Source organism: Kitasatospora sp. NPDC058032, assembly GCF_042885845.1.
Taxonomy (GTDB): Bacteria; Actinomycetota; Actinomycetes; order Streptomycetales; family Streptomycetaceae; genus Kitasatospora.
Window position 1 is genome coordinate 575,057 of the sequence record NZ_JBHVRK010000001.1, and the last position, 26,878, is coordinate 601,934.

Genomic DNA, 26,878 nt, shown 5'->3' on the forward strand with positions numbered 1-26,878 from the left:
CACCGGCCACCGGGACCCGCCCGTCCGGCCGGCATCGCCGCAGGTCAGACCGTGTCCTCGGGGGTCGGCGGAAGGGTGGTGACGGTCTCCGCGAGCCACTGCACCCAGAAGGTCTCCAGGCCGATCCCGGCGCGCAGCACGGCGTGCTGCAGCGGGTCGCCGTCGCGCCGCTCCCCCGCCGGGAAGTCGCGCCGCTCGATCTCCTCGTAGTGGGCCAACCGCTCCCGGTGCAGGGCGAGATGACGGCGCAGCTCGACGTCCAGACCGGCCGTGCCGACCACCGCGGCGGCGCGCAGCCGCAGCAGCAGCGGGTCGCGGACCGGCCGGGGGTCGTCGGCGGCGGCCGTCCACCGCTCCAGTTCGGCGCGGCCGGCGGACAGCACCTCGTACTCCTTCTTCTGCCCGCGCACCGGCCCGGCCTGCGGGAGCGCCCGGATCAGGCCGGAGGACTCCAGCCGGCCGAGTTCGCGGTAGATCTGCTGGTGGGTGGCGGACCAGAAGAAGCCGATCGACTTGTCGAACCGCCGGGTCAGCTCCAGACCGGAGGACGGCTTCTCCAGCAGGGCGGTGAGGATGGCGTGCGGCAGCGACATGGCACCGATCCTAGGGGTGCCGATCTTGGGGGCCGCTGCCGCACGCGGGGCGGGGGGCGCTCAGGGCGCGGGGTTCGTGATCAGAGCGCGGCGGCGAGTTCGGTGCCCTGCTTGATGGCGCGCTTGGCGTCGAGTTCCGCCGCCTCGTCGGCGCCGCCGATCAGGTGCGGGGTGACGCCGAGGGCGCGCAGTGCGGCGTCCAGGTCGCGGCGCGGCTCCTGGCCGGTGCAGAGCACGACGGTGTCGACGGGCAGCAGCTGCGGCTCGCCGTCCAGGGTGAGGTGCAGGCCGGCGTCGTCGATCCGCCGGTAGTGCGCGCCGGCGACCATGGTGACGCCGCGGTGCTTGAGCTCGGTGCGGTGGATCCAGCCGGTGGTCTTGCCGAGCCCGGCGCCGACCTTGCCGGTCCTGCGCTGCAGCAGGTGGACGCGGCGCGGCGACGCGGGGCGCTCGGGGCGGGCGAGGCCGCCGCGCTCGCGGTAGTCCGCGTCGACGCCCCAGTGGCGGCGGTGCACGGCCGGGTCGAGGCTCGGCGCGTCGCCCGCGTCGGTGAGGTACTCGGCGACGTCGAAGCCGATGCCGCCCGCGCCGAGGATCGCCACCCGCTCGCCGACGGCGGCGCCGTCTCGCAGCACGTCGAGGTAGCCGAGCACGCTGGGGTGGTCGACGCCGGGCAGGTCGGCGGGGTCGGGGGTGCGCGGGGTGACGCCGGTGGCGAGCACCACCTCGTCGAAGCCCTCGGCGGCGAGCGGGCCCGCCTCCACCCGTGCGCCGAGCCGCAGTTCCACGCCGAGGGCGTCGAGCCGGTGGCGGTAGTAGCGCAGGGTCTCGGCGAACTCCTCCTTGCCGGGGATGCGGCGGGCGATGTCGAGCTGGCCGCCGATGGTGTCGGCCGCGTCGAACAGGGTGACCCGGTGGCCGCGTTCGGCGGCGGTGACGGCGCAGGCGAGTCCGGCCGGCCCGGCGCCGACGACGCCGATCCGCCGGGCGCGCCGGGTGGGGGCGAGGACGAGTTCGGTCTCGTGGCAGGCGCGCGGGTTGACCAGGCAGGAGGTGATCCGGCCGCTGAAGGTGTGGTCGAGGCAGGCCTGGTTGCAGCCGATGCAGGTGTTGACGGCCTCCGGGCGGCCCTCGGCGGCCTTGGCGACGAAGTCGGGGTCGGCGAGCAGCGGGCGGGCGAGCGAGACCAGGTCGGCGTAGCCGTCGGCGAGCAGCTGCTCGGCCAGCTCGGGGGTGTTGATGCGGTTGGTGGTGACCAGCGGGACGGAGACCGAGCCCATCACCCGCTTGGTCACCCAGGCGTAGGCGCCGCGCGGCACCGAGGTGGCGATGGTGGGGATGCGGGCCTCGTGCCAGCCGACGCCGGTGTTGATGACGGTGGCGCCGGCCTGCTCGACGGCCCGGGCGAGGCGGATCACCTCGTCGAGGGTGGAGCCGCCGGGGACGAGGTCGAGCATGGAGAGCCGGTAGATCAGGATGAAGTCGGGGCCGACCCGCTCGCGGACCCGGCGGACGATCTCGACCGGGAAGCGCATCCGGTTCTCGTACGGGCCGCCCCACTCGTCCTCGCGGTGGTTGGTGGCGGCGGCGGTGAACTCGTTGATCAGGTAGCCCTCGGAGCCCATGATCTCGACGCCGTCGTAGCCGGCGCGCCGGGCGAGCGCGGCGCAGCGGACGAAGTCGTCGATGGTCCGCTCGACCTCGTCCGCGGTGAGGGCGCGCGGCGGGAACGGGCTGATCGGCGCCTGGACGGCGCTGGGGGCGACCAGGCCGGGGTGGTAGGCGTAGCGGCCGAAGTGCAGGATCTGCAGGGCGATCCGGCCGCCGGCGGCGTGCACGGCGTCGGTGACGACGCGGTGCTCGTCGGCCTCCTGCTCGGTGGTGAGCTTGGCGCCGCCGTCCCAGGGGCGGCCGGCCTCGTTGGGGGCGATGCCGCCGGTGACGATGAGACCGACGCCGCCGCGGGCGCGTTCGGCGTAGAAGGCGGCCATCCGGTGGAAGCCGCCGGGGGCCTCCTCCAGGCCGACGTGCATGGAGCCCATGATCACCCGGTTGGGGAGGGTGGTGAACCCGAGGTCGAGCGGGCGCAGCAGGTGGGGGTAGGGCGCCGGGGTGCTGGCGGTCGTCGTCATCGGGGCGTCTCCTGGGGCGGGCGGGGGCGGCGGCCCCGGGGTTGTTACCACACGGTAGGGGACGCGGATCCGCCTATGCAACCAGTTGCATAAGTGACCCGGGGAACACCGACGGGCCCCGCCCCGGGACTTCCACTGACGGATCATCAGTTCACGCCGTATCGTCGGAGGGGCGACGGACAGGGTCAGCGGGACTCCGGCGAGGAAGGGGGACGGCCGTGCGGGGTGGATCGGTGGCGGTGGTCGGCGGCAGCATCGCGGGGTGCGCGCTCGCGCGGGCGGCGGCCCGGGGCGGCGCCGAGCGGGTCACCGTCCTGGAGCGCAGCCCGGGCCACCTGGAGGACCGCGGGGTGGGCCTGTGCATCCTGCTGGACCGCTACCGGGAACTCGTCCGGGCCGGCCACATCGACGACGGCATCCGCCACCACCCCGTCACCGCCCGGCACTGGGTGGCCAGGGACGGCGAGGGCTCGCCGCGCGGGCGGGCGCTGTGGGTGCAGCCGATGGCGATGCACTCCTACCACTGGGGCGTGCTCTGGCAGGGTCTGCGCGAACGCACCCCGGAGAGCGTCGAGTTCCGCCCGGGCACGGCCGTCACGGCGGTCGGCGGCTCCGACGGCGCCGGGCCCGCCTGGGTGGAGACGGCGGCCGGCGGGCGTGAGGAGCACGACCTGGTGGTCGGCGCCGACGGCCACCAGTCGGTGGTGCGCACCGCCGTCTGCCCCGAGGCCCGTTCGGAGTACGCCGGGTACGTCGCCTGGCGGGGCAGCTTCGACGCCCGGCTGCTCGACACCCTCCCGGGCGGCGCGGCCCGCTGGCCGGAGCAGGAGGTGATCACCGCCTGCTACCCCGGCGGCCAGGTCGTCCTCTACCGCATCCCTGGACTGGACCCCGGCTCCACCCTGGTGAACTGGGTCTTCTACGCCCCCGCGCCCGCCTGGCTGCGGCGCGCCGACGAGGACTCCGACCCGCTCGGCTTCCCGGTCGGCACGCTCGACACCGCCCGCCACGACGAACTGGCCGAACTCGCCGAGCGCGTCCTTCCGCCGTACTGGGCGGGCGTCGTCAACCTGACCCCGGTCGCGCGGATCCTGCTCCAGCCGATCCACGACCTGGAGACCCCGCGGCGCACCGCCGGCCGGCTGCTGCTCGCCGGCGACGCCGCGACGCTCGTGCGCCCGCACACCACCAGCGGCGCGGCCAAGGCGCTCCAGGACGCCTGCGCCTTCGAGGACGCCTGGCGGGCGGCCGACGACTGGGCCGAGCTGCTGCCCGGTTACGACCGCGAACGCGGCGCGGCCGGGCGGGCGCTGGTGGACCTCAGCCGCCGGCTCGGGCGGGCGCAGGTCAGCGAGGCGCCGGACTGGTCGGCGATCGACGAGCCGGGCATGGTCGCCTGGTGGAGCCGACAGCTGGGCGCCACGGGCGGGTTCGGCGGCCTGGCGCTGGGACGGTAGGCCGCAACGCCGCGAACCACCGGTCGGCCACCGGGCGTGGACCCGCTCGGTCGACCGCCCGGTGGCCCGTCGTTCCCCCGTCGGGTCAGACGTTCACGCCGTAGTCGGTGGCGATGCCGCGCAGGCCGGAGGCGTAACCCTGGCCGATCGCGCGGAACTTCCACTCGGCGCCGTTGCGGTAGAGCTCGCCGAAGACCATCGCGGTCTCGGTGGAGGCGTCCTCGGTGAGGTCGTAGCGGGCGATCTCCTGCCCGTTGGCCTGGTTGACGATCCGGATGAACGCGTTGCGCACCTGGCCGAAGTTCTGGAACCGGGCGTCCGCGTCGTAGATCGACACCGGGAAGACCACCTTGGCCACCTGCGCCGGGACGGCGTCCAGGTCGACCTTGATCTGCTCGTCGTCGCCGTCCCCGCCACCGGTCAGGTTGTCGCCGCTGTGCTCGACCGAACCCTCGGGGCTGCGCAGGTTGTTGAAGAAGACGAAGTGCTGGTCCGAGACCACCTTGCCGTGCGCGTTGCAGAGCAGCGCGCTGGCGTCCAGGTCGTAGTCGGCGCCGGTGGTGGTGCGCACGTCCCATCCGAGCCCGACGATGACCGCCGTCAGCCCCGGCGCCTCCTTGGTCAGCGAGACGTTGCCGCCCTTGGCCAGCGAAACTCCCACGATTGCCCTCCTCGGTCGCTCTCCCTGCCAACGAATCTACAGCACTGTAGAGATCACGAGCATCCGTCACCCGACAACCGCCGGGACACGCCGCCGGAAGACAGGCAGGGCCCGCCGGATCGGCGGGCCCTGCTGTCACTGCTCCGTACTGCTACGGATCCTTCCTAGTCCCGGTCCTCCTCCACGAGGGTCCGTTCGATCCTTCCGGAGAAGACGTCGCTGCCGGCGTCGCGGAGCCCGTGTGCGGTGAACCGTCGGGTGAAGTCGTCGTGGGCGACGACCTGGCCGAAGGCGTACGCGGGATCCCCGAGGTCGGGGGCGCAGTCGGCCAGGCCCAGTTCTGCCATCCTGGCCTCGACGAAGGCCGACCAGGCGGCCGGGTCCTCGACGTAGAAGTCCCAGCGCCCTTCGACGCTCAGCCGAACCGTGTCGGGGTCGACCGGTTCCGCCTCCTCCGGTTCGCCGTCCTCGTCCGGTTCGCCGTCCTCGTCCGTGGCGAAGAGGTCGTTGAACGGGTGTCCCCACCCGTTGTGCTCCATCACCGCCATGGCATAGGCCCGGGCGGCCGCGCGCACCGCCTCCCCGGCGGCCACCGCGTCCACCGGATCCGGATCGGTTCCGGCCATGACGGACGCGTGGCGTTCCAAGGCCTCGCTCAACAGCCCCACCGAGTGCTGGACAGCGGACATGATCACCTCTTCCTGTTGTGCCGCTTCGTGGGCTTCGGCGTCTTGCGGGGCTTCGGAGTCTCCCACCTGAAGTGCTCGGTCCGCGCCAGCTGCCCGTTGGAGTTGAAGTAGTCGACGTGCACGTGCGCATCGGAGTTGCACGGGCCACGGAACCTGCACCGCCCGCCGCGCATGGCGGTCGCCAGGGCCGCGTTCACCGCCTCGCCCTTGCTCTTGAACTTCTTCGGGTGGTCGAAGTCCTTGTCCCGCTTGTACGCGGCACGCGGCACGGCCCTCGGGCAGTTGTGGACCAGCACGACCGCGCCGTCGGCCTCGACCAGGAAGGTGTGGATGTTCGCGACGTTGAGGTTGTAGACCAGCTGCCCGGCGACGTCGCCCAGGTCCGTCACGGACTCGACCGCCGTCAGCGTGCCGTCCGGCGAGACCAGCTCGTCGCCGGCCTCGACGGCCACGGCGTCGACCCAGCCCTTGCCGTCGACCCGGATCGGGTGGTTCGCCGTGGCCAGCAGCGCCGGCGTCACCGCGTTGTCGTCGGTCTCGATCCGCACCAGGTGCCTGGTCCCGTAACCGACCATCGTCTCCAGCACGGGTTGAGCCGTCGTCTCGCCCGTCTCCGGGTCGGTGGCGAGGACGTAGTCGTCGGGCTCGATCTCCTCGATCGGGACCGAGCTGCCGTCCGCCAGCACCACGCGTGTCCCGGGCGCGAACGAGTTTCCGATGGTGCACGAGGTGGCTTCCGGCCGCCGGAACACGTTCTTCGCCGCCGATGCCGCACGCTGCACCCGGGTGGCGGCTCGTGTGGTCTTGACCGCGGTGACCGCGGCCTTGACCACGGGGCCGGCGCCGACCGTGGCGGCGACCGCCGTCACGGCCATCTCGGCGGCCTTCTCCCAGTTGCCGGTGGCCGCGTAGGACACCGAGGAGACCACGGCTGCGACCGCGCCGATCGGACCGGGGACCACCGTGGCCACGACCTCGGCGACCTTGGCGACCACCTCGACCGTCTTCTTCAGCCACTTGGGCATGCCCCAGTTGCCGTCGAGGTCGGTGCAGTTGACCGGGTCGCCGGTGCAGTAGTCGTAGGCACTGGCGTTGCCGCCGGGCATCGGGTCGATCTGCAGGAAGCGGCCCAGGGCCGGGCTGTAGAGGCGGGCACCCATGAGGATGTCGCCGTCCTGGGCCTCGGCCGAGCGCTGCTTGCCGCCCAGCCAGCCGTAGCGAACCGCTTCCTGGCCGTCCTGCGGGATGCCGAACTCGTCGAAGTCCAGCACGACCGGCTTGGTCAGCGCGGTGTCGGTGGTGATGACGACCGAGCCGAACAGGTTGGTCAGCTGGAGCTGGACGTCACCGGTCCTGCCGGTCGTGGCGACCAGGTCGCCGTCCGGGCCCGAGACGTTGCGGGTCAGGGTGCCCTGGGTGGTGTCCTCGATCGTCCAGCGGACCTCGTCGCCGTCGTCACCGTAGTGGTTCAGCTTCGACGTGGCGTTCGCCCAGGTACCGTCGGCCTGCTTCTTGCTGGTGGTGAACGCGGTCAGGCGGTGGGCGGCGTCGACGGCCCACTCCTGCTTGGTGTCCCCCTTCTCCTGGGCGGCCACGCGGTCGTTGGCCCAGTAGGTGTTGGTCGCGCCGGTCGCGGTCTTCACCGTGCGCCCGAAGGCGTCGTAGACGAAACCCGCGTCCGTGAGACGGTCGGCACTGTCGTACGTGTGGTTCTCCGCCGTGGCACCGTCCGCACTGCACTGGCCGGACGCCCCCTTCGGGGACGTCGACTTCGACAAGCGGTTGGAGTGGGCGTCGAAGGCGTACTGCCGGGTGACGCAACCGGTGGCGACCGTGGACTGCTCGGCCTTCACCAGCCGGCCGAGCCGGTCGTACTGGTAGGAACGGGTGGCGGTGGAACTGGTGTCCTTGGCCACCTGGTCCTGGGTGGAGATGTCGGCGCTCTGCGCCCAGATGACCTTGTTGTCGGAGGTGCGGGTGTAGGTGCGGCCGGTGGCCTCGCCGACGGCGTTGGTGGTGTCCTTGCGGACGATGCCACCGGGGTAGGTCTGCTCGACCAGCTGGCCGTCCGGACCGTACTTGGCGGTGAACTCACCCGCGACGCTGTCGTTGACCGAGGTGACCAGCCCGCGCGGCTCCTTCGCGCGGTCGTAGGTGTAGGTGCTGAACCCGGTCGGGTCGGTGACCTTCACCGGCTTGCCGAACTTGTCGAACTCGCTGGTGGTGGTGCCGCCGTCGGCGTCCGTGTAGGAGATCAGCCGGCCGAGCTGGTCCAGCACCCGGGTCAGCGACTTGCCGCCGGCGGTCGTCTTCACGATGTCGCCGGTCGCCGGGTCGTACTCGGTGGTGACCTTCGGCAGCGCCTTGCCCTCGTCCGAGGTGATCTCGGTGGAGGTGATGCGGTCCGCGCCGTCGTAGGTGGTGACCGTCTTGCGGGACTTGCCCGCGTTGGTCTCGGTCGTCTCCTCCGGCTCGTTGAACGGCGAGTAGCGGGTGACCCGCTTCACCGGCAGCGTGGTCGGCATCCGGGTCGCGTCCGCACCGGTGATCGCACCACCGGGCATCGTGACACAGGCCAGGCCCGCCCACTCGGGACGGTTGCCGCACAGGGCGTCGTCCGGGTTGACGCCGGCGGTGTAGAACACCGCCTTGACCGTGCCGGCGTCCGCGCCGTTGGAGCCCGGCTTGCGGGACTCCACCGCACGGGCGTGGGCGTCGTACTTGACCGTGGCCGTCAGCTTGGCGCCGAGGGCGTCCGTGGTGACCGAGGTCGCCACCTTCAACGCCCACCCGGAGGCCCCGCCGATCGGCGCGTCGAAGCCGGTCCTGGTGACCCGCAGCTCGACGTCGTCGGCGTAACCCTCGATCCGGGCACCGTCGGTGGCGGTGGTGACCAGGTGGTACGCCTGGCCGTCGGGCTTGTTCTCGTCGTAGGTGTTGGTGTTGTGGTCCCGCGCCACCACCGAGGTCCCGGCCAGGAGGGTCGGGTTGACGGTGGTCTTGGTCAGCGTCACCGTGTCCAGACCTGCGTGGAAACGCTCGCCGGTGCTGGCCGTGTTGGTGCCGGTGACGGTGAGCTTCAGCTCGTGGTCACCGCGCGCCAGGTGGATCGGCGTCCCGACCGCGTACGGGGTCACCGCAGGGTCGGCGGAGTACTGGTCGATCGGCTGGCCCAGGTTCTGGCCGTCGATCGCGAACTGCACGATGCCGTGGTCGTTGTACCTGGTCTGCTGGCCGGAGAGCAGGTAGTCGCCCTCCTCCGGCACGCTGACGCGCAGCGCGACGAAGCCGCCCGCGGCGGTCCCGCGCACGCTCAGCTGAGCGCCACCGGACCAGAGCAGGCCACAGCAGTTGTTGTCGACCTGGACCGGCACCGAGGCACCGAGCTGCGGCAGCTTCTCGGCCTCCGAGGTGACGGCGACCGGCGCGGTCTGGCCGTTGACCTGCTCGGCGAGCGAGGCACGGTAGACCGGGCCGAGCGTCTCGACGACGTCGATGCCGTCCGCGCTGTAGGTGGTGCGCGAGTCCAGGAGCCGGGCCCGGGACTTGGTGATCTCGGCCTTGCGCGCCTTCTGCTCGTCGGTCAGGTTCGCGGCGAGCAGGTCGGCCGGGATCTGGGGCAGGCCGAGTTCGGCGGTGAAGCGGTCGGCGTCCGGGTGGGTGCCGAGCGCGATCGCGCGGTTGGTGGCCTCCAGGGAGCGGACGACGTGGCCGTAGCGGTCGTACTCCTTGGTGTCGATGTCACCGCCGGGGGTGATGGACGGGCTCGCCGTGTTGACCTCGTTGCCGTTGGCGTTGAGGTAGTGGACGGCGGCCTGCTTGTAGCCGTCCTTGCCGGGCTTCGCCGCCGTGGCGGTGTTGGTGCCCGGGTCGTCCTCCGGCCCGAAGACGGCGGTGGCGTCGGTGGGAGCGTCCAGCTGCGCCCAGGTGAGCGCCTCCGCGCCGGACAGGTCGTACGGACCGCCCGCGCCGCGGGTGAGCGGCACGTCGTAGACGACGTTGGTCGCGACCTCGCCGTTGAGCTGGTCCTTGCTGCCCTGCGCCAGGGCCGCGCGGCGGACCTTCAGCAGGCGCCCCGGGTCCTGGTCGGCCGCGGCCTTGCCGTAGTCGAAGTTCCACGGCAGTTCGCCCGCGGCACCGATCTTGGTGACCCGGCCGTCCGCGTCGTAGCTGTACGTGGTCTTCAGCGGCTGGGCCAGACGCGGGTCCCAGACCTGCACCAGCCGGCCGCGCTCGTCGTACGCGTAGTGCGCGACCTCGACGGCCTCCTGCTTGGACGTGACCGGGTTCCACGACCAGACCTTGACGGCCTTGACGCGGTCCAGGTAGTCGCCCGGCGTCGTCGCGGTCGCCGTGGTGACCTTGGCGTACTCGTACTCCATGACCTCGCAGCCGCGCGGCAGCGGGTCGACGGAGCAGTGGTTGGCGTCGTCCACGCCCGGCTCGACCGACGGGATGACGCGCTTGACGAGCGAACGGCCGTCGGCGGTGTCGTACTGGTACCGGGTGGTCGAGGACGCCTCGGGACCGGTGTCGCTGATCACCTGGTAGATGCTGGAGCCGGCCTGGCGGGCGAAGACGGTCCTCGAACCGTCGAGCTCGCTCAGCTCGTAGGTGGTGCCGGCGGTCTGCACGTCCCAGATCTGGTTCGGACCGCGCCAGCAGGACCAGATGGTGCCGCCCTGGTAGGCGTCCAGGCACTTGGACGACTGCTGGTTGACGACCTGGCCGTCGGCCAGGACCTCCCACTTCTGGTTGGTCCCGCCGTTGCAGTCCCAGAGCACGACCCGGCTGTTGTCGGCGGTCACGCCCCAGGGGTTGTCCAGGCACTTGCCGAGGATCTGGAACCGCTGCTGGTCGTCACGGGTCCACTGCTGGTTGGCGCCACCGGTGCACGGCGCGCTCTGCAGCACGGCTCCGTTGCCCGCGGCACCGCCCGGGACCTCCAGGCACTGGCCGGTCGCGGACAGCACGAGCGCACCGCTGGTGGCCGGCACGGCCTTCAGGGTCAGCGACTCGGCGCCCGGCTCCGGGAAGAAGGTGCCGTCGTTGCCCTTGGCGAAGGTGATGGAGGTGTCGTCGTTGCTCTTGATCTCGACCAGGTCGGACTGCGGGAACGACAGCGAACGGTAGTCGGAACCCGCGCCCGCGTCGGAGCCGCCGGCCCACTGCGGACCGAACGGAGCGACGATCTCCTTCAGCGACAGGTCGTCGAAGAAGACCTCCTTGTCCGGTGCGGCGAAGCCGTTGATCAGCCGGAACCAGGCCTCGGTGGCGTCCTTGGGGACCACCATGTCGACGGTCAGCTGCTGCCAGCCGTCGGTGAACGACGCCTTCGGCGACAGCACGTCCGTGTAGCCGGTGGGCGTGCGGTGGACGCCGAGGATGCGCAGGCCGATGTCGGCGCGGTCCGGGTTCAGACCGGTGGTGCCCGGCACGTAGATCCAGCCGGTCAGCCGGTACGTCTTCCCCGGCTGCATGTTCTGCCCGAGGCTGTACCCCGGGCCGATCTCCAGGTAGGAGTTCACATTGCCGTTGGGCTTGACCAGCAGCGAGTCGGTCGAACTGTCGTGACCGCGCACGGTGGAGCGGCTGATGTCCGCCGGACCGGCCGTGAAGCCGGCCGTGTCGGTGCTCACCTGACGCTGGTTGGCGGTCAGGCGCTCGCCCTGCGGCTGCCAGCCCCGCCCGAGGTCGCGCGAGGAGGCGGTGCGGCTCACCGACATGCCGAACTCATTGGCGTCGGTGGCATCGGTCGAGAGGTCACCGGTCAGCAGGTTGACCGAACCCGGGCCGACCGAGGTGGCGGCCGCGCCGTCGGCGTTGCGGTCCACCGTGAGGGTGTTCCAGACGGTGGCGTAGCCCTCGCCCGAGCCGTCCTCGGGGAACAGCTTGGCGCGGACCTGGACGACGCCGCCGACGTTGCCCAGGGTGTCCAGGACGTTCCAGTTGGCGTGCGGGCCGAGGTCCGCGAGGCGCGGCTTGTCCTCGGTCACGGCCGTGTTGTCGGCCTTGGTCAGGTTGGTCCGGGGCACCGTGTACTCGGTGGTGCCGGGGCCGCGGCGGTACTCGTAGACGACCCGCTTGAACTGCGCCTGGGCGTCCACGGCCAGCTTGACGCGCTTGGCCGCCTGGGTGCCGTTCACCGGCGAGCTGATGCCCGCCTTGCCGACCTGGAAGGTGTAGACCGTGGGCGGGGAGAGGTTGCCCGCGCGGTCCTTGGCCTGCACGCTGAGCACGCGCCGGCCCTCGGTGGTCGGGGTGATCGACGTGGTCAGCGCCGCCGTGGCGTTGACGGTGACCGGGGTGCCGCCGTCCAGCGTGTAGACGTAGGCGGTCAGGTCGTCGGTGCCGGCGGCCGGGGTGAAGGTGAACGAACCGGCCTGGTTCGCCGCGCCGTGCCACAGCGCGTCCGACGGGTAGTCGGCGGAAGTGACGAACGGTGCGCCCGGCTTGACGGTGTCGGCGATCAGCGTCGTGCCGGTCCAGCCGGAGCGTGCCTTGCCGTCGTCGAGCATCGCCCAGATCGAGTACTGCACGCCCTCGTCGAGCCGGGCGAGGCCGTAGTCGGACGGGCGGACGGTGGCGATGGCGCCGTTCGGGGTGACCTTCGGGATGCTGCCGATGAAGGTGCCGCCGCGCCACAGGTCGAAGTAGACCGTGACCTGGTCACCGTCGACATCGGCCGCCTGCACCTGGAAACGCGGGTTGGCGTCCGAGGTGTACGCCGGGTTGCCCGGCTGCGAGGGCTGCACCTGAACGGCGGCCGGGGTCGTCGGCACCGTGTTGTAGGTGACCGAGATGTACGGCGGGTAGTCGCCCTCCGCGGAGTCGAACTTCTTCCAGGAGAGGCTGCTGTTCTCGTCCGCCGCCTTCAGCAGGAAGCCGTAGTCGCGGTAGCCGAACTGGGCGAAGTGCCGGATCATCCCGGTGACGTCGGCCTTCGCCCACACCGAGCCGTCACCGGCCGTGCAGGTGTGGCTGTCGCCGCCGTCGTTGTCGTAGGTGTCGTTGGACGTCGCCCAGAGGGTCTCGCCCTGCGGCATGGTGTTCCACCGCATCCACCCGGCCGCGCCCGGCGCGTTCCAGACCTCCCACTGCTTGGCGACGCAGGAGGAGGAGTGGAAGTTGTACAGGTTGAGCTTGGCGTCGATGATCTGCTTGCCGTTGAAGTCGGCACCCGGGATCGTCAGGAACGAACGGGCCTTGGTCGACCCGTCGTAGCTGCCCAGCTTGAGGAGATCGGCCGACGAGTTGTCGCTGTTCTCGTTGTTCTGGATGTAGGTGTCGAAGGTGGTGACGACGTCGACGACCGGGTCGATGGTGACCGGGTACTGGGTCTTCGTGTCGGTCAGGAAGGCCGCGTCCGGGGTGAACACCAGTTCGGTGTCCGCGCCCTGACCGCGCACCTCCATGGTCACCGGCGCCCGGTTGAGGTGCTCCTGCGAGGCCTCGTCGAGCGCGGCGTCCCACATCACGGGGGCGGGGATCCTGACGGTCTGCTGGCCCGTGGCCTTGTCCAGCAGTTGGATCGAACCGTCCGGCTGCGGGGCGACGGTCAGGCCGGTGGTGTCGAGCGGGATCGTGATCGTGCCGGTCTGGGAGACGGCGGAACGATTCTTCACGATCAGGAACTGCTCGAAGCCGGTCCGGGTCGCCTGAAGGACGAGGTCGACGCCGGGGCGGGCGTCGACGTAAGTCGCCTTCTTGCCCTCCAACTTGGGCTTGGGCAGCTTGCCCAGCCAGCCGAAGGAGATCTGCTGGTCACCGGAGCCGATCGTGACCAGCGGGCGCTCGGCCGGCTTGGTCTCGGGAGCGGCCGGAGCGGCGGGCTGGTCGGCGGCGCGGGCGGCGCTGCGCGAGGCGTGCTCGGTGGGCGCCGGAGCCGGGGTCGTGGCGGGCGTCGTGGCGGGCGTCGTGGCGCCCGGCAGGCTGTCGCCCACCGTCACCCCGGCGTCGCCGCCCTCGAACACCAGGCCCTCGGGGTGCGCCTTCGGCGCCACCTTGCCGTCCGCCGTCTGCACCAGCGTCGTGTCGACCGGCACCCACGCGTCGCCGACCTTCATCCGCAGCGGACCGGTGGCCCGCTCCGAGGTCAGCGTCCCGTCCGGGTTCGCCCACAGGGTGACGAACTCCGTCCGGGCCTTCGTGACCTCGATCCGGCGCCCCTGGAGACGGGCCGACAGCAGCGCCGACGCCTCGTCGGGCGCCTCGGTGGCGGGGGCCGCCGGCGCGACCGGCGGCGTCTGCGGCGCGACCCCGCCGGACCGGGTCGACGCCAGGGCGTCGGCGACGACACCGGTCTGCACGAGCAGACCGAGCGTCAGAACCGTTGATATTCGGCGTATCCAGCGCATGGAAAAGGCCCCGCCGGTGGAACCGGACGAGGCCAAGGACCGTCGTTTCATCAAGACTCTCTCATAGGTGACACCTGTTCAGTTCGTTCAGAACCTTAAGGAACCTCTCATCTTCAGCGGACATCCAGGAACCTCCCAGGATGACAATCAAGTAACGGATCGTCGACGCAGCGTTATTACGTGCCGCTTTCGCAGCAATTGAGCCGACTGCGCTCTTCATGCGCATCATCCCGATTCGGACGGGCCGGCCGACTACGTCAGGTACGGCGACTCGAACTCGTCGACGTTCAAGCCGGACGCCCGGACATCCCGGACGGCCTGCTCCGGCTCGGCCGCGAGGCCGATGTACATGTAGAAGTCGTAGCCGATGTGCACGAAGAAATCACCGTCACCGAGGAATCTGCACCAGACGAACTCCTCCCGGAGCACCGACCTGATGAGCTCGATCGCCTCGTCGAGCGCCAGCCATTCCCCATCCGCGACACGCTGCCACCATGGACTCCCGGGATGGACCTCCAGCCCGTCGACCCGCAGCCCGGCCACCCCCTGCACCTCCGCGAACCGCCGAACGGCCGCGAGATACCGCTCCTCCGTCGCCAGGTACTCCACCTCCGTGAGCACCTCCCCGCCGAAGCTCAGCCCGATGTCGGAAATCGCCGTCCACGCCGGCGCCGACCCCTCCCGCTCCTCCGCCGAATACTTCACCACTCTGAACTGGAACATCCGCCCTCTCCCATTCCTCAGAAAACCCGCCACTCTATCGACCGCCCCCCTGCCCCGGACACACCTCGGCCGCGGAGAGCGCGCTCTCCGCGGCCGAGGTCTTCATGCGTCCCGGGCGGCCTTCCCGGTCGGGATCCAGAATGCTCCGGGTTCGGGGCGGGTCGGCATCCGATCTTCGAACCGTCCACGGCGGCCCCGGCAGAGGTCCGGAAGGTTCCGTCGACCTCCGCTCCCCGCCTGAACGTGATCGTCAGTTTCTGCAGCCCAGTTCGGAGAGCTCTCCCCGCCAGAAGCCGATCAAGTCCTCGCGATTCCCGCCGTACGCATACACGCGACTGCGGTACAACCAGGAACCTGCGGAATCGTCGCCAACGCGCTCGCGTCGCCGGCCTGCACCAGCAGACCGAGTGTCAGGACGCCGGGCATCCGGCACATCCAGCGCGATGAAAATGCGCCGCGCCCGCGGACGCGGACGAGGCTCGGGAGTGTGGGTGGCATCGACCCTCCCGAACTGTCGCCAAAGAGCTTGAGCAGCTTATTCGGAGTCGAGCCACAACCTCTCACCACCAGCAACCTCTCAGGATCCGTTCAGGTGACGATCAGAAAACACATTGAATGCGCTTTGCGGCCCTGTATTACTTTGCACATAAATGGAAGAGTTTGACTAACCTATTACCTATTCATGTGCTTCCAGATACACCGATTGCCTGGCCGTAGACTGGTTGCGTTTCCGCCGGATCCGCCGGGAGGTCCCCCATGCGTCAGCGGCACAGCTTTCACCTCGACCGCAGCGGCCACTCCGTCACGGTCAACGTCCGGTCCGGCTGGATCACCGAGACCGAGGTGCTGGTGGACGGCAAGGAAGTGGCCTTCCACCGGGTGCACGGTCACGGGGTGTATCCGCTCACGCTCGCCGCCCAGCTGCCCGGGCTGCCCGAGGAGCCGGCGCAGCCGCTGGCCGTGCGGCTGGAGCGGACCGGCGTGGCCGAGCGGCCGCTGCGCTGTTCGCTGGAGCTGAGCGGGGCCGTGCACCCGATGGCGGAGCGGACCGAACGCTGAGGGCTCAGCCCGCCTGCGCCACGATCTCCTCGACGGCCGCGCGCGCCCGCTCGGCGTCCGCCGGGACGAGGCCGATCCGGGTGCGCCGGTGCAGGACGTCCTCGGCGTCCAGCGCGCCCTCGTGGGTGAGCGCGTAGGCGATCTCGGCGCGGCTGACGTCGATCCCCTCGGCGACCGGCGCGCCGTGGCCCGCGCCCAGCGACTCCTCCCCCGCCGCCAGCACCTCGCGCGCCGCGCCGCCGTGCCGGGCGAGCAGCGAGGCCGCGGCCTCGCCCCCCTCCGGCAGCGGGCGGCTGTCGCGGTGGTCCGGCGCGCCGACCAGCGGCAGGCGGGCCGTCCAGCAGGCGCGGGCGGGCAGGCCGCGCAGCCGGACGGCGGTGTCCACGGCGTCCTCGGCCATCCGGCGGTAGGTGGTGAGCTTGCCGCCGACCACGGTGATCACCCCGTCGGGGGACTCCAGCACGGCGTGCCGGCGGGAGAGGTCGGCGGTGGCGCCGTCGCCGGTGTCGATCAGCGGCCGCAGTCCGGCGTAGGCTCCGAGCACGTCGTCCCCGGTCAGGGCGGTCTCCAGGGCGGCGTTGACGGTGTCGAGCAGGAAGTCCAGCTCGGCTGCGGTGGGCTGCGGCTCGTCGGGGATCGGGCCGGGCGCGTCCTCGTCGGTGAGGCCGATCGCCACCCGGCCGAGCTGCTGCGGCAGGGCGAAGACGAAACGGCTGGTGGAGCCGGGGACGGGCACGGTGAGCGCGGCGGTGGGCCGGCCGAGCGCGGCCGCGTCGACCAGCAGGTGGGTGCCCCGGCTGGGGCGCAGCCGGATGGACGGGTCCACCTCGCCCGCCCACACACCGGTCGCGTTGACGACGGCGTGGGCGTCGAGGCGGAACGATTCGCCGGTCAGGGTGTCGGTGAGCCGGGCGCCGGTGCCGGTCACCTGCTCGGCGCGCACCCGGGTCAGCACGGACACCCCGTACTGCGCCGCCGTTCGGGCCAGCGCCACCACCAGCCGTGCGTCGTCGACGAGTTGGCCGTCGTGCGCGACCAGCGCGCCGGACAGCCCGGCACCGCGCAGGCCCGGCACCAGGGCGCGGGCCCGTCCGGCGTCCACCTTGCGCACCCGCGGCAGCAACCGGCCCGGGGTGCCGGCGCTCAGCCGCAGCGCGTCGCCCGCGTGGAAGCCCGCGCGGACCAGGGCGGCCTGCCCCGGCTTCATCAACCCGTCGAGCAGCGGGACGAGTTGGGGCAGCGGCCGGATCAGGTGCGGGGCGGTGCGGGTCATCAGCACGCCGCGCTCGACGGCGCTCTCCCGGGCCACGCCGATCCGGCCGGAGGCGAGGTAGCGCAGACCGCCGTGGACGAGCTTGGAGCTCCACCGGCTGGTGCCGAACGCGAGGTCGCGCGCCTCGACCAGGGCCACGCAGAGCCCGCGCGCGGCCGCGTCCAGGGCGACGCCCGCGCCGGTCACGCCGCCGCCGATCACCAGCAGGTCGATCGCCGGCCCGGCGGCGAGCGCGTCGAGGTCCAGCTCCCGGCGGCGGGCGGTGAGTCGGGTGGTCCCGGCGAAGGGCCCGGCGGTGGTGGTCATCTGCGGCCTCCGTGGCGGTCGGTCTGCTGGCGGTCGGTCTGCTGATGGTCGGTCTGCTGACGGTCGGTCTGCCGGGGGTCAATCCGTCGGCGGTCGCGAGGTTACGGCGCGAGGTAGCCGTCGAGGGCGCGGGCGAGTTCGCGCCGCCAGGCCGCCTCCGACAGCAGCGGGGCCACCATCCGGTGCGACTGGACGGTGGACTGGGCGATCAGCAGCACCATCGCGGCGAGTTCGACCGGCTCGCCGGCCCGGATCGAGCCGTGCCGCTGGCCCTGGGCGATGCCGGCCCGCAGCGCCTCCAGCAGCCCGCGCTGGCTGGCGCCCAGGCGGTCGACCACGTACTCGAAGAGCGTGTCGGAGTCGGCGGAGCGCAGCAGCGCGCCGAGCACCGGGTGGTCGCGCAGCCGGACGGCCACCTCGACGACCCCGTCGACAAACGCGGCCCGGTCGGTGCCGGTGAGCCGGACGGCGTCCCGGGTGGCCGCGATCTCGCGGGTGAGCAGCGCGCCGATCACCGCCCGTACGTCCGGCCAGCGCCGGTAGACGGTCGGCCGGCTCACCCCGGCGCGGCGCGCGATCTCGGCCAACTGGGTGCGGCCCACGCCGAATTGGACGATCAGGTCGGCGGCGGCGTCGAGGATCGCGTCATCGGTGCCGCGCTCGCGATAGTGCTCGTTACTACTTGACATGATGTGTAAAACTGTAACGCATGACCCCCGAGAAGCAAGCGGCGCCGGCCGGTGCGGCCGCCCTGCCGCTCCCCCCGATGAAGTGGGACGCCTGGGGCGACCCTGCCCTCGCCAAGGAGCTGTCCGCCGACGTCAAGGGCCTGCTCGCGGCCGCCCTCAGCGTGACCGGCGACGCCGCCCCCGGGCCCGACGCCTCGGAGGTCGTGCTGCGGCCCTCCGCCCTCACCCCCGACGACCTCGCGGCGCTCGCCGCCGCCGTCGGCGAGGCCCACCTCAGCACCGCCGACGCCGACCGCCTCCCCCGGGCCGGCGGCAAGTCCACCCCCGACCTGCTGCGCCGCCGCTCCCGCGAGCCGCAGGACGCGCCCGACGCCGTCGTGCTGCCCGGCGACGAGGACGAGATCGCCGCGCTGCTCGCCGTCTGCGCCGAACGCCGCATCGCCGTCGTGCCGTTCGGCGGCGGGACGAGCGTCGTCGGCGGGCTCGCCCCGGAGCGCGGCGCCTTCGCCGCCGTCGTCTCGCTCGACCTGCGCCGCCTCGACCAGCTGCTCGACCTCGACGAGACCTCCGGCGAGGCGCTGCTGGGCGCCGGCCTCACCGGCCCGGCCGCCGAGGCCCTGCTCGCCGAGCGCGGCTTCGAGCTCGGCCACTACCCGCAGAGCTTCCGCTTCGCCACCATCGGCGGCTTCGCGGCCACCCGCTCCTCCGGGCAGAACTCGGCCGGCCACGGACGGTTCGACGAGATGGTGCGCGGGCTGCGCGTCGTCACCCCCGCGGGCGTGCTGGACCTCGGCCGCGCCCCGGCCTCCGCCGCCGGCCCCGACCTGCGCGAGCTCTTCCTCGGCTCGGAGGGCACCCTCGGCGTGATCACCGCCGTGCGGGTGCGGGTGCACGCCCTGCCCGCCGTCAAGGCGTACGAGGCCTGGTCGTTCCCCGACTTCACCACCGGCACCGCCGCGCTGCGCGCCGTCGAGCAGCAGGACACCGGACCGACCGTGATCCGGCTCTCCGACGAGGCCGAGACCATGGTCAACCTCGCCATGACCGAGAAGATCGGCGGCGAGCCCGCGGTGAGCGGCTGCCTGGCCGTCACCGTCTTCGAGGGCACCGCCGAGCAGGTCGCCGCCCGCCACCAGCTCACCCGCGCCGCCCTGCTCGCCGCCGGCGGCAGCTCGCTGGGCGAGGCGCCCGGCCGGGCCTGGGAGCACGGCCGGTTCAACGCCCCGTACCTGCGCGACGCGCTGCTCGACGCGGGCGCGCTGTGCGAGACGCTGGAGACCGCCACCAGCTGGCAGCAGTTGCCGGCGCTGCGGTTCGCCGTCACCGCCGCGCTGACCGAGGCCCTGCCCGGTTCGCTGGTGCTGTGCCACATCTCGCACGTCTACCCGACCGGCGCCTCCCTCTACTTCACCGTGGTCGCCGCGCTCGGCGAGCAGCCGCTGGAGCGCTGGGCCGCCGCCAAGCAGGCCGCCGGCGACGCGATCGTCCGCTCCGGCGGCACCATCACCCACCACCACGCCGTCGGCACCGACCACCGCCCCTGGATGGCGGCCGAGGTCGGCGAGCTGGGCGTGCGCATCCTGCGCGCCGTCAAGGCCGAGCTCGACCCGGCCGGCATCCTCAACCCGGGCAAGCTGATCCCATGACCGACCGGAGAACCATCGCCCGCGTCGTTCTCCTCACCAACCCCGCAGCGGCCGCCGGCCACGCCGAACCGGCGGCCCGCCGCGCCACCGCCCGCCTGCGCGCCCACGGCATCACCGTGGACGCCCGGGCGGGCGCCTCCGCCGCCGACTCCCTGGCCCTCGCCCGGGCCGCCGCCGCCTCAAAGGACTGCGACGCCCTGGTCGTGGTCGGCGGCGACGGCATGATCAACCTCGGCCTCCAGGCCGTCGCCGGCACCACCACCCCCCTCGGCGTCGTACCGGCCGGCACCGGCAACGACCACGCCCGCGCCCACGGCCTGCCCCGCAACGCCCCCGAGGCCGCCGCCGACGTCATCGCCGCCGGCCGCACCCGCACCGTCGACCTCGGCCGGATCACCGCCGCCGACGGCACCACCCGCTGGTTCGGCTCCGTGCTCGCGAGCGGCTTCGACTCCCTGGTCAGCGACCGCACCAACCGGCTGCGCTGGCCGCGCGACCGGATGCGCTACCACCTCGCCATCGCCGTCGAGTTCGCCAACCTGCGCCCCCTGCCGTTCCGGATCACCCTCGCCGACGGCACCGAGATCCGCCGCGACCTGACCCTCGCCGCCGTCGGCAATACCAGCAGCTACGGCGGCGGCATGCTCGTCTGCCCCGGCGCCGACCCCGCCGACGGCCTGCTCGACGTCACCCTCGTCGACGCCATGCCGCGCCGCCGCATCGCCCGCTTCTTCCCGACCCTGCTGAAGGGCACCCACATCCACCACCCGGAGGTGACGACCTACCGCACCCCGTCGCTGCGCCTCAGCTCCCCGGGCATCACCTCCTACGCCGACGGCGAGTTCATGGCCCACCTGCCGATCGAGGTCACCGCCGTCCCGGCGGCGCTCCACCTCCTCGGCCCGATCCCCTGAGCACGGCCCGCTGGAACGGGGGCGGCGGGGCGTAGCCGTGGTCGAGGACGTAGTGGATCATCAGGGTCGGCGCCGCGAAACCGCCGCCGCCGGCCCCTCGGACGTGGATCTCGGCGCTGCCCAGCAGCGTCGAACCGGAGGCGGCGTGCGGGTTCTCCACCGTCAGGTAGGACCCGCCGCAGAACGGGCACGTGTGCACGCCGCGCGTGACGTTCACCGGGTCGGCCGCCAGCCGCAGCAGACCGTCCACCAGCTCGACGGGGACGTCGCCGCGCCGGTACGGGTGGGAGTCGTCCAGCCAGCCGACGTTCACCAGCTCGGGCCACAGGTCGTCGTACACGTAGGGCGAACCGTCGGGGTAGTACGGCACGACCGCCTCCGGGGCGTCATGGGATCACGGAACCGGTCCACCGTACCCCCGGGGGGTGGGGGCGGGCAGGGGCCGGGATCAGTAGACTGGCCGCCCTCAACTCCGTCCGTCACCAGGCCTTATGGGGGGCGCTCGTGGACGTGCACATTTCCGTGACCGGTGGGGAGACCGTCGCGGAGGCCGAGTCGCTGACCGACTGGCTCCGGGGGGAACCCGAGCTCCGGGGCGTGACCCTGACCGGCCGTCCGCCCGGGCCCGGGGAGATGGGGTCGGTGCTGGACACCGTCTCCGTGGCCCTCGGCACCGGCGGGGGCCTGTCGGTGCTCGCCTCCTCGCTGCGCGCGTGGTTCGCGCAGCCGCGGCGCAGCGACGTCCGGCTGAAGATCCGCCGCCAGGACGGCACGGTCGTCGAGATCGACGCCAAGCGGGTGCGCGCCGGGGAACTGGAGGCGATCCTGCGCACCGCTCTGGACGGCACCGACGCCGAGCAGGCCTGACGTGCCGCTTCCGGATCCACAACGGTCCCGGATCGTGCTCGTCGGCGCGAGCGACTACACGGACCCGGACCTGCCGGGCCTCCCGGCGGTCCGGCGCACCGTCACCGACCTCGCCGCCCACTTCACCGACCCGGACCACGGCATCGTCCCCGAGAAGCACTGCACCGTCCTGCTGAACGAGGGCAGCCTGCCCCGGATCGGCCAGACGCTGCGGGACGTCGCGAGGGCGGCCGAGGACCTGCTGCTGGTGTACTTCACCGGACACGGGCTGATCGGCGGCGGCCGCCACGACCTCTACCTGGCGCTGTCCCACAGCGAGTACGAGTCACCGGAGTTCAACTCCCTCGAGTACGACAAGCTGCGCGCCACCGTGCTCAACAGCCGCGCCGCCACCAAGATCATCGTGCTGGACTGCTGCTTCTCCGGCCGCGCCGTCACCGGCACCATGGCCGGCAGCGGCACCCCCATCGCGCAGCTGGAGGTCACCGGCACGTACGTGCTCGCCTCCTCCCCGCGCGACCAGGTCTCCCTCTCCCCACCCGGCGAGGACCACACCGCGTTCTCCGGGCGGCTCCTGCGGCTGCTGCGCGAAGGCATCGTCGGCGGCCCGGAGGAGCTCACCGTTCTGGAGCTCTACAAGCGGCTCGCCACCACCATGCGGGCCGAGAACCTGCCGGTCCCGCGCAACCGGGGCACCGAGAACGCCGACCAGACCGCCCTCGGCCTCAACCGGGCGTTCGCCGCCACCGCCGCCGCGGCCCTGCGCGAGCGGCAGGAGGAAGCCGACCAGCAGGCCCTGGGGGGCGACTGGGCCGGCGCGGCCGAGGCCCTGCGCGCCGTGGTCGACGAGCAGACCCGCATCCTCGGCGCCGAGCACGAGGACACCCTGATCTCCCGGCGCGCGCTCGCCCACTGCCTCGGCGGGGCGGGCGACCCGGCGGAGGCCGCCCGCCTGCTGCGCCCCCTGCCCGAGGTCTACGCCCATCTGCACGGCAAGGACCATCCGCAGACCCTGCACACCCGGCAGTTCCTCGCCGTCAACCTCGGCGAGTCCGGCCACCGGATGGAGGCGGTCGCCATGCTGCGGATCCTGCTCGCCGACCGCAGCCGCGTCCTGGGCGGCGAGCACGTCGACACCCTGCGGACGCGGCACATGCTCGCCCGCAATCTGGCGCTGTCGGGCGCCCGGGAGGAGGCGGCGGCCCTGCTGCGGCAGTTGATCGCGGAGCGGGACCGCACCCTGGGCTCGAACCACGTGCACACGGTCCGGGCCCGGAAGGACCTGGCGGCACTGGAGGGAGGTGCGCGAGGTGTCTGAGCGGTTCACCGACCGTGCGCACCAGGCCCTCGTCCTGGCGCAGCAGGAAGCCAGGCACCTGAACTACCTCCGCGTCGGCACCGAGCACCTCCTCCTGGGCCTCCTGCACGAGCAGCAGGGTGTGGCCGGCCAGGCCCTCAGAGCACTGGGCGTGTCGCTGGAGAACGCCAGGAAACAGGTGCTGACCGTCTCCAAGCCCGCCCTTGTTCCCGCGCTCGGGCACATGCCGTACACCCGGAGGGCCGCGGCCGTCCTCCATCGCTCGGCCGAGGTGGCCACCGGCCGCCGGCACTACGAGATCGGGACCGAGCACCTCCTCCTCGCCCTCCTCGACGAAGCGGAAGGGGGTGCGGCACGGACACGGGCGGCGCTCGGTCTGGACGGGGCCAGGGTGTTCCAGGAAGTCATGCTCCGTCTGGAGGACCGGGTCACCACGACGGCGCCGGCCGCCCTGGAGTGGGCCACCCGCAACCTCACTCGCGAGATGGCCGAGCGGTCGGCCACCACCGTCCTCGGACGGCGTCCGGAGATCGAACGGATCCTGCAGACCGTCGCCCGGCAGAGCCGCAACGTCCCGCTGCTGGTCGGGGAACCGGGGGTCGGCAAGACGAGTACGGTCCTCGGGCTCGCCCGGGCCGTGGTGACCGGGAACGTCCCCCGGCCGTTCCGCGACCGGACCGTCCGCCTGCTCGACGTCGGCGCGCTCTTCGCCGACCCGCAGCACCACGGGCGGTTCACCGAGCTGATGGCGGAGCTGGTCGGCGAGGTCCAGCGGACCACGGGTCTCGTCCTGTTCCTCGACAACGCCCTCGCCACCGTGCACACCCGCGAGGGCCGGACGACGGCACTGGCGTTCTTCCGACCGGTGTTCGGCAGGCCGGGCGTCTCCGTGGTCGCGGCCGCCACCACCGCCGAGTACCAGCACTGGGAACGCGACTCCGGGCTCGACCGGCTGATCCAGCTGCTTCCGGTGACGGAACCGCTCCCCGCCGAGGTGCTGGCGATCCTGCGTGACGCCGGGCGCCGGCTGACCGAGCACCACGGCGTGGGGATCACCGGCGAGGCGCTGGAGGCCGCCGTCCGGCTCGCCCGCGGCCATCAGCCCGGCCAGGTCCTCCCGGGGGCCGCCGTCGACCTGCTCGACGAGGCGTGCGTGCGCGTCCGGTCCGAATCGATGGCGGCCGGGACAGCGCCGACGGTCACCGGGGCCGTGGTGGAGGAAACGGCGGCCGGGGCGTACGCCTCGCTGCACCTGTCGGCTGTCTCCCCGCCGGTCCCGCACGACCCGTCCGTCTGGTCGATGAGCTGACGTCGCACCGGAAGTCGGCCGGTCCGACTTCCGGTGCGGCGCCGACGGCTCGGCGGCCGTGCTACCCCAGCTCCAGTGCCTCCCAGTCGAACGCCTCGCCCCACCCGGGCGCGCGGCGGGCCCAGGCGGTCATGGCGGTGATCACCGGCTCGGGGGCGTCGAGCAGCACCTGGAAGTGCCGGTCGGGCCCGCCGTCGCGGTGCTCCAGGGTGTACTCCCCGTCGCCCTCGTGCCACACCTGGACGTAGACGTCCGGCTCGTCGGGTATCCGCTCGACCACCAGGAAGCGGTCCTTGCGCCCCCCGATCCGCCGCACCAGCCCCGCCAGCTCCTCGGCGCTCACCCGCGGGTGGGCCTCGTCGTCTTCCGTCCGCACCGTGATCTCCAGCATGACCGCAGATCCTGGCACAGAGCACTGACACCCGGCCGGGCCCTCACGTCCGGGCAGGCACCTTGTCCTTCTCCGGTGCGCCCGCCCGCGCGGACGGCCGGCCGTCGACCGGTCGCGCGCGCAGCCGGTACAGGGCGGCGGCCGTGCCGAGCAGGGCGGCCAGGGCGCAGAGCCGGACCCGCCTCCTCGGCCGCATCCGCCCCTGAGCGGCCGCTTCGGTACGGTGGGGCGCATGGGTGTGACGCGGACGCCGCGGGGGCGGTGGGTGGAGGAGGGGTTGCGGGCGCTCGCGGGGGGCGGTCCCGAGGCGGTGCGGGTCGAGGTGCTGGCACAGGCGCTCGGGGTGACCAAGGGCGGCTTCTACGGGCACTTCCGCAACCGCGAGGCACTGCTCGCCGAGATGCTCGACACCTGGGAGCGGACGGTCACCGACGACGTCATCGAGCGCGTCGAGGGCGAGGGCGGGGACGCGCGGACGCGGCTGGACCACCTGTTCGTCATCGCCGCGACGCCCGGGGACGGGCCCGCCACCGGGGTGGCGCTCGATCTGGTGATCCGCGAGTGGGCGCGCCGCGACGAGGCGGTGGCCGAGCGGCTGCGGCGGGTCGACGACCGGCGGATGGCGTACCTGCGGTCGCTCTACGGGGCGTTCTGCCCGGACCCGGAGGAGGTGGAGGTGCGCAGCTTCGTGTCGTTCACGCTGCGGATCGGCTACCACCTCATCGACGTCGACCACGGCGGACGCACCCGGGCCGAGGTGATGGCGCGCACCCGGGACTGGCTGCTGCGGTAGCAGCGGTCCCTGGGTCCGTCACGGCCGGGCCATCGCGGCTGGGCCGTCACGGCGTCGGGAACAGCCCGTCCAGGTGGCGGGCAGGGCCTGTCCGTCCCCGGATCCCTTGCGGCCGGTCAGACACCTCGCCGTGCCGTCAGGTCGCCGGCGTCGATCGCCGCGAGGAGCGCGGTGTGGTCGGCGGCGGTCCGGTCGGCGTACTGGAGGGCGAAGTCGGCGACGGCCTCGGCGAAGGCGTCCGAGCCGCCGAGGTAGCCGGCGATGGCGATCCGGTCGCCGGAGCGGGCGTGTGCGCGGGCCAGGGCGCGCCCGCAGAGGTCGGCGTAGACGCGCAGGTCGCCGGGGGTCATCCGGGCGACGTCGGCGGAGCCCTTCATGTCGCGCAGCTGACGGCCGTAGAAGTGCCGGCCGGCCGGGCCGGTGGTCCAGCCGAGGAAGATGTCGCTGGCGGCCTGCAGCAGGCGCTGGCCGGTGACGACGCGCTGCCCGCCGTGCACCACCGGGGCCTCGGCGGCCGGGCGGGCGGGCGGCAGGTGCTGCTCCAGGACGGAGCGCCCGGCCTCCTTGATCTGCAGGAACAGCGGGTCGCGCGGATCGCGGCCCTCCAGCAGCAGGATGAAGCAGCGGGTGCCGACGCTGCCGACGCCGACCACCTTGCGGGCGACGTCGACCAGTTGGAAGCGGTCGAGCAGCACGCGGCGGTCCTCGGGGAGGGTGGCCCGGTAGTCGCCGAAGATCTTGCCGACCCGGCGCAGTTCGTCGCGCGGGAGGGGTTCGAGCAGCGGCGGATCGCTGACGATCCGGCGCCGGCCCTCCTCGTCCGTCCCGGTGAGCTTGCCGAAGGCCTGCAGGCTGGTCCGCCGGCGGGCCTTGTCGAGGGTGGCCTCGACGCGCTTGCGGCGGCCGGGCTTGCGGACCAGCGGGAAGACTTCGGCGGCGGAGATCCGGGTGTACCAGACGTCGAGTTCGCCCAGCCCGGCGAGGCCGCGCACGGCGAGGGCGTAGCCACGCACGGCGGTGAGGGCGGCCCGGCGGGCGTTGTCGTCGCCCTGGCCGTTGTCGCGGGCGGCGACGGCGACGCTGGCGGCGAGCCGTTTGACGTCCCACTCGAAGGGGCCGGGGTAGGTCTCGTCGAAGTCGTTGACGTCGAAGAGCAGCGTCCGCTCCGGGGAGGCGTACACGCCGAAGTTCAACAGGTGGGCGTCGCCGCAGAGTTGGACGGTGAGGCCGGTCTCGGGGACGGCCGCGAGGTCGGCGGCCATGACGGCGGCGGAGCCGCGCAGGTAGGCGAACGGCGAGTCGGCCATCCGGCCGTAGCGGATCGGACCGAGGTCGGGGAGCCGGTCCTCGGCCTGCCGGGCCAGGACGGCCAGCGGGTCGGGGCGGTCGGCGGCGGGGATCCAGCGGCCGTGGGCGGAACGCGGGATGAGCTCGCGGGCGGCCCGGCCGCGCCGCCGGCGTTCGGTCGGACTGGTCATGGCGCGACTCCTCGACGTACGGTCCGGCGGGCGGGCGGGCGGACCGGCAGGCGGCCGCCTTTCCCGTGACGCTAGGGCAGCCGCCACCGGACGGCACGTCGAAGCGCGGGGGGGCGGGCGGGTGGCGCGCCCCCGCGCCCCCCCCCCAGGGTAAGGGGGCCCGCGGGGCCGGGGGGGGGCGGGCGGCCGACGGTACCGCCCCCGCGACCTGACCCCACAAAGC

At 72.8% G+C, this 26,878-nt stretch carries 19 protein-coding genes and 1 pseudogene; 8 read left to right on the forward strand and 12 right to left on the reverse strand.

What is annotated here, in order from left to right; translation table 11 throughout:
* Positions 1-44: 44 nt before the first annotated feature.
* Positions 45-593, reverse strand: coding sequence for a PadR family transcriptional regulator (locus tag ACFVUH_RS02585; protein WP_387910661.1), 549 nt, complete (start codon positions 591-593; stop codon positions 45-47).
* Positions 594-673: 80 nt separating this feature from the next.
* Positions 674-2,725 (reverse strand): FAD-dependent oxidoreductase, encoded by a 2,052-nt coding sequence (locus ACFVUH_RS02590; RefSeq protein WP_387910662.1) that lies wholly within the window; start codon positions 2,723-2,725, stop codon positions 674-676.
* Between the two features lie 218 nt (positions 2,726-2,943).
* Between ACFVUH_RS02590 and ACFVUH_RS02595 the strand changes: the two genes are divergently transcribed.
* Entirely contained in the window at positions 2,944-4,182 is a 1,239-nt protein-coding gene (locus tag ACFVUH_RS02595) for a monooxygenase (protein WP_387910663.1), read from the forward strand.
* An 85-nt stretch (positions 4,183-4,267) separates the two neighbouring features.
* Here ACFVUH_RS02595 and ACFVUH_RS02600 read toward each other — a convergent pair whose 3' ends face one another.
* The 4 genes from ACFVUH_RS02600 to ACFVUH_RS02615 all read right to left on the reverse strand — a co-directional run bounded on the left by ACFVUH_RS02600 (position 4,268) and on the right by ACFVUH_RS02615 (position 14,612).
* The gene (locus ACFVUH_RS02600; RefSeq protein WP_355366530.1) at positions 4,268-4,843 is read right to left on the reverse strand and encodes a TerD family protein; all 576 of its coding nucleotides are present in this window, start codon (positions 4,841-4,843) and stop codon (positions 4,268-4,270) included.
* Positions 4,844-5,007: 164 nt separating this feature from the next.
* Positions 5,008-5,532 (reverse strand): hypothetical protein, encoded by a 525-nt coding sequence (locus ACFVUH_RS02605; protein ID WP_387910665.1) that lies wholly within the window; start codon positions 5,530-5,532, stop codon positions 5,008-5,010.
* A 2-nt stretch (positions 5,533-5,534) separates the two neighbouring features.
* Positions 5,535-13,889 carry a ricin-type beta-trefoil lectin domain protein gene (locus ACFVUH_RS02610; RefSeq protein WP_387910666.1) on the reverse strand — a complete coding sequence of 2,785 codons (8,355 nt, stop codon included), beginning with the start codon at positions 13,887-13,889 and terminating at the stop codon, positions 5,535-5,537.
* Positions 13,890-14,141: 252 nt separating this feature from the next.
* On the reverse strand, positions 14,142-14,612 hold the full coding sequence (locus ACFVUH_RS02615) for a hypothetical protein (RefSeq protein WP_387910668.1): 471 nt from the start codon (positions 14,610-14,612) through the stop codon (positions 14,142-14,144).
* Between the two features lie 756 nt (positions 14,613-15,368).
* On the opposite strand from ACFVUH_RS02615, the gene ACFVUH_RS02620 reads away from it, so the two are divergent.
* Complete coding sequence (locus tag ACFVUH_RS02620) at positions 15,369-15,671, forward strand: hypothetical protein (RefSeq protein WP_387910669.1); 303 nt, start codon at positions 15,369-15,371, stop codon at positions 15,669-15,671.
* 4 nt (positions 15,672-15,675) lie between these two features.
* Here ACFVUH_RS02620 and ACFVUH_RS02625 read toward each other — a convergent pair whose 3' ends face one another.
* Together ACFVUH_RS02625 and ACFVUH_RS02630 are read right to left on the reverse strand one after the other, a co-directional pair.
* Positions 15,676-17,250, reverse strand: coding sequence for a glycerol-3-phosphate dehydrogenase/oxidase (locus tag ACFVUH_RS02625; protein WP_387910670.1), 1,575 nt, complete (start codon positions 17,248-17,250; stop codon positions 15,676-15,678).
* A gap of 101 nt (positions 17,251-17,351) precedes the next feature.
* The gene (locus ACFVUH_RS02630; protein ID WP_387910672.1) at positions 17,352-17,939 is read right to left on the reverse strand and encodes a TetR/AcrR family transcriptional regulator; all 588 of its coding nucleotides are present in this window, start codon (positions 17,937-17,939) and stop codon (positions 17,352-17,354) included.
* A gap of 20 nt (positions 17,940-17,959) precedes the next feature.
* On the opposite strand from ACFVUH_RS02630, the gene ACFVUH_RS02635 reads away from it, so the two are divergent.
* Entirely contained in the window at positions 17,960-19,585 is a 1,626-nt protein-coding gene (locus ACFVUH_RS02635; protein ID WP_387910674.1) for an FAD-binding oxidoreductase, read from the forward strand.
* Positions 19,582-20,499, forward strand: a complete 918-nt coding sequence (locus tag ACFVUH_RS02640; protein WP_387910676.1) for a diacylglycerol kinase — start codon at positions 19,582-19,584, stop codon at positions 20,497-20,499. Before ACFVUH_RS02635 ends, ACFVUH_RS02640 begins: the two co-directional genes overlap by 4 nt.
* On the opposite strand, the gene ACFVUH_RS02645 is transcribed toward ACFVUH_RS02640, so the two are convergent.
* Positions 20,453-20,869, reverse strand: coding sequence for a hypothetical protein (locus tag ACFVUH_RS02645; RefSeq protein WP_387910678.1), 417 nt, complete (start codon positions 20,867-20,869; stop codon positions 20,453-20,455). The genes ACFVUH_RS02640 and ACFVUH_RS02645 overlap by 47 nt on opposite strands.
* A 134-nt stretch (positions 20,870-21,003) precedes the next feature.
* Between ACFVUH_RS02645 and ACFVUH_RS02650 the strand changes: the two genes are divergently transcribed.
* The 3 genes from ACFVUH_RS02650 to ACFVUH_RS02660 are packed head-to-tail and all read left to right on the forward strand — an operon-like array spanning position 21,004 to position 23,993.
* Entirely contained in the window at positions 21,004-21,366 is a 363-nt protein-coding gene (locus tag ACFVUH_RS02650) for a hypothetical protein (RefSeq protein ID WP_355366506.1), read from the forward strand.
* Positions 21,367-21,400: 34 nt separating this feature from the next.
* On the forward strand, positions 21,401-22,684 hold the full coding sequence (locus tag ACFVUH_RS02655) for a tetratricopeptide repeat protein (protein ID WP_387910679.1): 1,284 nt from the start codon (positions 21,401-21,403) through the stop codon (positions 22,682-22,684).
* Positions 22,677-23,993 carry a Clp protease N-terminal domain-containing protein gene (locus ACFVUH_RS02660; protein WP_387910680.1) on the forward strand — a complete coding sequence of 439 codons (1,317 nt, stop codon included), beginning with the start codon at positions 22,677-22,679 and terminating at the stop codon, positions 23,991-23,993. The genes ACFVUH_RS02655 and ACFVUH_RS02660 overlap by 8 nt, the downstream gene beginning before the upstream one ends.
* Before the next feature lie 64 nt (positions 23,994-24,057).
* Here the strand turns inward: ACFVUH_RS02660 and ACFVUH_RS02665 are convergent.
* Positions 24,058-24,384, reverse strand: a pseudogene (locus tag ACFVUH_RS02665) (hypothetical protein); the annotation flags it as partial.
* A 43-nt stretch (positions 24,385-24,427) separates the two neighbouring features.
* Positions 24,428-24,580 carry a hypothetical protein gene (locus tag ACFVUH_RS02670; RefSeq protein ID WP_387910681.1) on the reverse strand — a complete coding sequence of 51 codons (153 nt, stop codon included), beginning with the start codon at positions 24,578-24,580 and terminating at the stop codon, positions 24,428-24,430.
* Positions 24,581-24,616: 36 nt separating this feature from the next.
* Between ACFVUH_RS02670 and ACFVUH_RS02675 the strand changes: the two genes are divergently transcribed.
* Positions 24,617-25,177: a TetR/AcrR family transcriptional regulator gene (locus ACFVUH_RS02675; RefSeq protein WP_355366494.1), complete on the forward strand. Its 561-nt coding sequence runs from the start codon at positions 24,617-24,619 to the stop codon at positions 25,175-25,177.
* Positions 25,178-25,293: 116 nt separating this feature from the next.
* On the opposite strand, the gene ACFVUH_RS02680 is transcribed toward ACFVUH_RS02675, so the two are convergent.
* Positions 25,294-26,655, reverse strand: coding sequence for a DUF2252 domain-containing protein (locus ACFVUH_RS02680; RefSeq protein ID WP_387910682.1), 1,362 nt, complete (start codon positions 26,653-26,655; stop codon positions 25,294-25,296).
* Between the last annotated feature and the right edge of the window lie 223 nt (positions 26,656-26,878).

What these genes read in the sequence shown, in the direction of transcription:
- ACFVUH_RS02585 (WP_387910661.1), bottom strand. Translation starts at nt 593, where the DNA reads ATGTCGCTGCCGCACGCCATCCTCACCGCCCTGCTGGAGAAGCCGTCC.
- ACFVUH_RS02590 (WP_387910662.1), bottom strand. Translation starts at nt 2,725, where the DNA reads ATGACGACGACCGCCAGCACCCCGGCGCCCTACCCCCACCTGCTGCGC.
- ACFVUH_RS02605 (WP_387910665.1), bottom strand. Translation starts at nt 5,532, where the DNA reads ATGTCCGCTGTCCAGCACTCGGTGGGGCTGTTGAGCGAGGCCTTGGAA.
- ACFVUH_RS02610 (WP_387910666.1), bottom strand. Translation starts at nt 13,889, where the DNA reads ATGCGCTGGATACGCCGAATATCAACGGTTCTGACGCTCGGTCTGCTC.
- ACFVUH_RS02615 (WP_387910668.1), bottom strand. Translation starts at nt 14,612, where the DNA reads ATGTTCCAGTTCAGAGTGGTGAAGTATTCGGCGGAGGAGCGGGAGGGG.
- ACFVUH_RS02620 (WP_387910669.1), top strand. Translation starts at nt 15,369, where the DNA reads ATGCGTCAGCGGCACAGCTTTCACCTCGACCGCAGCGGCCACTCCGTC.
- ACFVUH_RS02625 (WP_387910670.1), bottom strand. Translation starts at nt 17,250, where the DNA reads ATGACCACCACCGCCGGGCCCTTCGCCGGGACCACCCGACTCACCGCC.
- ACFVUH_RS02630 (WP_387910672.1), bottom strand. Translation starts at nt 17,939, where the DNA reads ATGTCAAGTAGTAACGAGCACTATCGCGAGCGCGGCACCGATGACGCG.
- ACFVUH_RS02635 (WP_387910674.1), top strand. Translation starts at nt 17,960, where the DNA reads ATGACCCCCGAGAAGCAAGCGGCGCCGGCCGGTGCGGCCGCCCTGCCG.
- ACFVUH_RS02640 (WP_387910676.1), top strand. Translation starts at nt 19,582, where the DNA reads ATGACCGACCGGAGAACCATCGCCCGCGTCGTTCTCCTCACCAACCCC.
- ACFVUH_RS02670 (WP_387910681.1), bottom strand. Translation starts at nt 24,580, where the DNA reads ATGCGGCCGAGGAGGCGGGTCCGGCTCTGCGCCCTGGCCGCCCTGCTC.
- ACFVUH_RS02675 (WP_355366494.1), top strand. Translation starts at nt 24,617, where the DNA reads ATGGGTGTGACGCGGACGCCGCGGGGGCGGTGGGTGGAGGAGGGGTTG.
- ACFVUH_RS02680 (WP_387910682.1), bottom strand. Translation starts at nt 26,655, where the DNA reads ATGACCAGTCCGACCGAACGCCGGCGGCGCGGCCGGGCCGCCCGCGAG.